We start from the raw sequence: 4,317 nt of genomic DNA, 5'->3' as shown, positions 1-4,317 counted from the left end.
AGGTCAGCTATCGCGACGCGGCTCGCGCCATCGGGGCCGGGCCGGTCAGCCTCGTAGGGTCGGCCGCGCTCGCTGTCGCCAACGAGGCCTGGGCGATCGGGCTCGACGCGTTGGTGCTCGACGACGCCCGCGCACCCGACGTGACCTGGGTCGCGCGCCTCGGACTGATCGCCGACCCACAGACGGCACCGCCGCGGCCGCTTTATCTCAAGGCTCCCGAAACGACGCCGCAGGATCGCGCCCGCCTGCCGAGACGATAGCGGCGGAACGGGTCGGCGACGCCGGTGACGCAACAGGACTTGCCAGACGGTCTGACTGTGCCATCAAGCGGCATGGACTGGCTGCGGCGACTTCTCCACCCTCGAGCCTGCCCGGTGCGGACGGAACGCCTCGATGCGCGCCACGCCCGGGACGTCGCCGCCCTGCACGGCCAGGGCGGCTTCGCGCGCGGCTGGGATCCCGGGGAATGCGCGGCGCTGATGGCCGATGCGGTGGTAACGACCGATGGCGTCTTCGTGGGATCTGCGGCGCGGCCGGTCGGTTTCGTGATGTCGCGCCAGGCTGCCGACGAGGCCGAAATCCTCTCGATCGTGGTGACGCCGGCCCAGCGCGGCAGCCGGCTCGGAGCCAGTCTCCTTGGCGCCCATCTGTCGCGCCTCGCGGGCCGCGGCGTGACCCAGGTTTTCCTCGAGGTCGAAGAAGGCAATGTCGCCGCCGAGCGGCTCTATCGCCATCTCGGCTTTCGCGAAGTGGGGCGCCGCAAGGGCTATTATCCCAAAACCGGCGGTGGCCGCGCGACCGCGGTCGCGATGCGGCTCGACCTGGCATGAGGGAGCGGACCTGACATGCAGGGGCTCGCTCCCGGCGCGGTTCTGCGTCTGACGGCCCTCGCCATGGGCATGGTCGCCCTGATGCCGGTGCAGATGCTGGTGATGCGCGTCGCGCCGTCGCGCGGGGCTGCGATCCCGCGGCTGTTCCACCGGCTGACCTGCCGCTGCCTCGGGGTGCGGCGACGTGTGCGGGGCACGCCGCCCCCGGCCGGCAGCAGCGGATTGATCGTCGCCAATCACGTCTCCTGGCTCGACATCGCTGTGCTCGGGGCCGAGAGGCCGGTCTGTTTCGTCGCCAAGAGCGAGGTCGCGACCTGGCCTGTGATCGGCTTCCTGGCGAAGCTCCAGCGGACGGTCTTCATCGACCGCTCGCGCCGGGCGGCCACGGCCGATGTCGCCGCGCAGATGGGCGAACGGCTCTTGGCCGGCGAAGCCGTCGTGCTCTTCGCCGAAGGAACGACGGGCGACGGAACGCGCATCCTGCCGATGCGCTCCTCCCTGCTGGGCGCGGCCCATGAAGCGCTCGGCAGGGGCAAGGCGGAACCAGAGGCCGATATCGCCGTCTACCCGCTGACGATCAGCTATACGGGCTTCCACGGCATGGCGGGCGGGCGCGCCGAGCGCTCGCTGCTCGCCTGGTATGGCGACACGGAACTCGCGCCGCATCTGAAGACCGTGCTGCGGGCCGGCGCGATCGATGTCGAGCTGGTCTGGGGAGAGCCGATCGCCATGGGCCGCGAGACCTCCCGCAAGGAAGCGACACGGCGCGCGGAGGCTGCGATCCGCAAGGCGCGGCAGGAGACCGTCAGCGGCCGGACCGAGCCGTGAGCGGCCCCTTGCAGGGACTGACTCTCGCCGAATGGCGGAGATCGGGCGGGAAGCCGTTTCCTCCCGGCGCGATCCGGAGTAAGGAAGCGGTTTGGAGACCAGACCCGGCGCGATGAAGAAAGTCCACATCAAGTCCTTCGGCTGCCAGATGAACGTCTATGACGGCCAGCGAATGGCCGACATCCTGGGCGAACAGGGCTTCGAGGAAACGGCGACGCCGGAAGGCGCGGATCTGATCCTGCTGAACACCTGCCATATCCGCGACAGGGCGGTGCAGAAGGTCTATACCGAGCTCGGCAAGCTGCGGGACCTCAAGACCGCGCAGGCTGCGGAGGGCCGGGAGACCCGCATCGTCGTGGCGGGCTGCGTCGCCCAGGCCGAGGGTGCAGAGATCCAGCGGCGCCAGCCGGCGGTCGATCTCGTCGTCGGCCCGCAGGCCTATCACCGCCTGCCCGAATTGCTGCAGCAGGCCCGTGCGAAGCGCGTCGTCGACACGGATCTGCCGATCGACGACAAGTTCGGCCATCTGCCGGCCCCGCAGCCTCAGGCGATCCGCCGGCGCGGCATTTCGGCCTTCGTCACGGTGCAGGAAGGCTGCGACAAGTTCTGCGCCTTCTGCGTCGTGCCCTATACGCGCGGCGCGGAATTCTCGCGCCCTGTCGCGCAGGTCATGGCCGAGATCGAGCGGCTGGCGGCCTCGGGCGTGCAGGACGTCACGCTGATCGGACAGAACGTCAACGCCTATCACGGCGAGGGTCCCGACGGGCGGATCTGGGGGCTGGCGCGACTGATGCATCGCGTTGCGGAGGTCCCGGGAATCGCCCGGATCCGCTACACCACGAGCCATCCCCGGGACATGGACGACGACCTCATCGCCGCGCATCGCGACCTGCCGCAGGTGATGCCGTTCCTGCATCTGCCGGTGCAGGCCGGTTCGGACCGGATCCTGGCGGCGATGAACCGCAAGCACACGGCCGACGAGTACCGGCGGCTCGTCGCCCGGATCCGCGAGGCACGGCCCGACATAGCCCTGTCCTCCGACTTCATCGTCGGCTTCCCCGGCGAGACGGATTCCGATTTCGAGGACACGATCGCGCTCGTCGACGAAATCGGCTTCGCCTCGAGCTATTCCTTCAAATACTCGCCGCGTCCGGGCACGCCGGCCGCCGATCTCGGCGAGCAGGTGCCGGCGGCGCTGATGGACGAGCGGCTCTACCGGCTGCAGGACCGGATCGAACACCACCGCCAGGCCTTCAACCATGCCATGGTCGGGCGCACGGTCGAGGTTCTGCTGGAGCGGGCCGGGCGGCATCCCGGACAGCTTGTGGGGAAGTCGCCTTACCTTCAGGCTGTGCAGATCGAGACGGAGACGAATCAGATCGGCGACCTCGTGCAGGTGGTGATCGAGCGGGCGGGTTCTAATTCGCTGTTCGGCCGGACGGCCGGGGATCCGGCGGCGCCTGCGCTGCCGCGCCCGTCGAAGGACATGGCCGCGTGACGGCGCTCCAGCCCCCCTGTCCCGCATCGACCGCCGTTCCGGCGGTCCCCTGTCATCAGACTGCCAACCTCGCGGCGGCTGATAGGGACGAGCCATCCGCTCAACCACCCGGCCTCACGCTCCTGTCCGGCCGGAACAGGCGCCAGGGAGACGACGCTTTTGGCACAGGCTGACTCGACGAGACCGGAACGGAGCCCGCGGCGCGAGCTGGCGCCGACGCGCATGGACAGTCTGACGCGGGATGGTCTGCCGGCCACCGAGGTGGTGCTGTCCTTCGAGGACAACCGGCTGGCGAGCCTCGTCTTCGGACATTACGACCAGAACCTGGCGCATCTGGAGCGTCGCCTCGGCGTCGTGATCAGCCCCAACGGCAATCATGTGACGATCAAGGGCCCGCGCGAGACTGCCGAGCAGGCCGGGCGCGTTCTGAAGACGCTCTACACGCGCGCCAAGGCCGGAGCCTCGGTCACGCTGGGCGAGGTCGACGGCGCCATCGAGGAGAGCAACGTCCAGCGCTCGCTGTTTCCGGCGGCCGATACCGGCAAGGCGTCCTTCGACGCCATCGTGACGCGCAAGCGCGGCCCCGTTCGGGCGCGCAATGCGGCGCAGGACGCCTATCTGCGCCAGCTCAAGCGCAACGAACTCGTGCTCGCCGAAGGCCCGGCCGGCACCGGCAAGACCTGGCTCGCGGTCGGCCATGCCGTCTCCCTGATCGAGCAGGGCGTGGTCGAGCGGATGGTGCTGTCGCGGCCGGCGGTGGAGGCCGGCGAGAGGCTCGGCTTCCTGCCCGGCGACATGCGCGAGAAGGTCGACCCCTATCTGCGGCCGATCTACGATGCGCTGAACGACTTCATGGAGGCGCGGCATGTCGAGCGTGCGCTGCAGACCGGCATGATCGAGATCGCGCCGCTGGCCTTCATGCGCGGGCGCACGCTGACCAATGCGGTCGTGCTGCTCGACGAGGCGCAGAACGCGACCTCGGTGCAGATGAAGATGTTCCTGACCCGTCTCGGCGAGGGCTCGCGGATGATCATCACCGGCGATCCCTCGCAGATCGACCTGCCCCCGGGCCAGCGCTCGGGGCTGATCGAAGCGGTGAAGCTGCTCTCGGGCGTCGAGGGTGTCGGCTATGCCAAGTTCGAGGAGGGCGACGTCGTGCGC

Annotated in this window: 4 protein-coding genes and 1 pseudogene; all 5 read left to right on the top strand. The window is 69.5% G+C overall.

Going from position 1 to position 4,317, the window contains the following annotated elements; genetic code table 11:
• A pseudogene (locus Q8M82_RS00025) lies at nucleotides 1–260 on the top strand (tRNA (adenosine(37)-N6)-threonylcarbamoyltransferase complex dimerization subunit type 1 TsaB); the annotation flags it as partial.
• Nucleotides 261–374: 114 nt separating this feature from the next.
• The gene (locus Q8M82_RS00020; RefSeq protein ID WP_305689352.1) at nucleotides 375–830 is read left to right on the top strand and encodes a GNAT family N-acetyltransferase; all 456 of its coding nucleotides are present in this window, start codon (nucleotides 375–377) and stop codon (nucleotides 828–830) included.
• 15 nt (nucleotides 831–845) lie between these two features.
• Nucleotides 846–1,658, top strand: coding sequence for a lyso-ornithine lipid O-acyltransferase (olsA, locus tag Q8M82_RS00015; RefSeq protein ID WP_305689351.1), 813 nt, complete (start codon nucleotides 846–848; stop codon nucleotides 1,656–1,658).
• Nucleotides 1,659–1,770: 112 nt separating this feature from the next.
• On the top strand, nucleotides 1,771–3,156 hold the full coding sequence (gene miaB / locus Q8M82_RS00010) for a tRNA (N6-isopentenyl adenosine(37)-C2)-methylthiotransferase MiaB (RefSeq protein ID WP_305689350.1): 1,386 nt from the start codon (nucleotides 1,771–1,773) through the stop codon (nucleotides 3,154–3,156).
• A 222-nt stretch (nucleotides 3,157–3,378) separates the two neighbouring features.
• Nucleotides 3,379–4,317 (top strand): PhoH family protein (locus Q8M82_RS00005; RefSeq protein WP_305689349.1); only part of this gene is annotated, 939 nt, incomplete at its 3' end.

The sequence above is a fragment of the Allobosea sp. genome, from assembly GCF_030694325.1.
GTDB lineage: Bacteria > Pseudomonadota > Alphaproteobacteria > Rhizobiales > Beijerinckiaceae > Allobosea.
The sequence above is the reverse complement of the archived record's forward strand: the minus strand, read 5'-3'. Positions and strand labels throughout refer to the sequence as shown.